The 665-nt window shown below is 49.5% G+C and carries 1 rRNA gene; it reads left to right on the top strand.

Annotation, left to right across the window (positions count from 1 at the left end):
• Positions 1-116 (top strand): 5S ribosomal RNA (gene rrf / locus ACFOTD_RS34505).
• Positions 117-665: the final 549 nt, after the last annotated feature.

The following is a 665-nucleotide window of genomic DNA, read 5'->3' as shown; positions in this document are numbered from 1 at the left end:
CTGGTGGTAATGGCGGAGGGGTCCCACGCGTACCCATCTCGAACACGACCGTTAAGCCCTCCAGCGCCAATGGTACTTGGACCGCAGGGTCCTGGGAGAGTAGGACGTCGCCAGGCTAAGAGCAGTAAAGAGAACCACCTTCTTCGGAAGGTGGTTTTTTTGTGTGGTTATGTGTAGTTAAGCGAATGCGGAAAACGGCGGTTCTCTTGGTGTATAGTGCTAATCTAACCTAATAGTGGAGGTGCGGATAAGTCTGGTGGGGAAGCAGCTAGAGGAAAAAGTTGGTCCAAAGAGCTGTAAGCCGTGAATGCGAGTCAGTACGAGGTAGGAACGGACACAGGTGCCTCTATTTTGAAAAGGTAAGGCTAATTTCGCCTTTTGCGGACTGCAGGGACGCTATTTAGCCGGATGAGGGTCAAAACGATTGAAAATCCGGGAAATAACGGATCCTGTGCAATAGCTTTGCAAAGAACTTGACATGGTAGGTAGCTTTACAAAAAGGAAGAGTTCTCCTAAGGTGGAAGTGTGCGAACCACCTAGAAAGGAGAACTCATGGTATCTATTACCCCCGTACTCCGTGAGTTATTCAGTTGGTTCGACGAACATGCTCGTTTTCTTCTAGCCGACCGCTATGCGAAGAAGCTGAACAGCGGCAATACGGTGTT

Source organism: Cohnella sp. GCM10012308 (assembly GCF_042649185.1).
Classification (GTDB): domain Bacteria; phylum Bacillota; class Bacilli; order Paenibacillales; family Paenibacillaceae; genus Cohnella.
The sequence above is the reverse complement of the archived record's forward strand: the minus strand, read 5'-3'. Positions and strand labels throughout refer to the sequence as shown.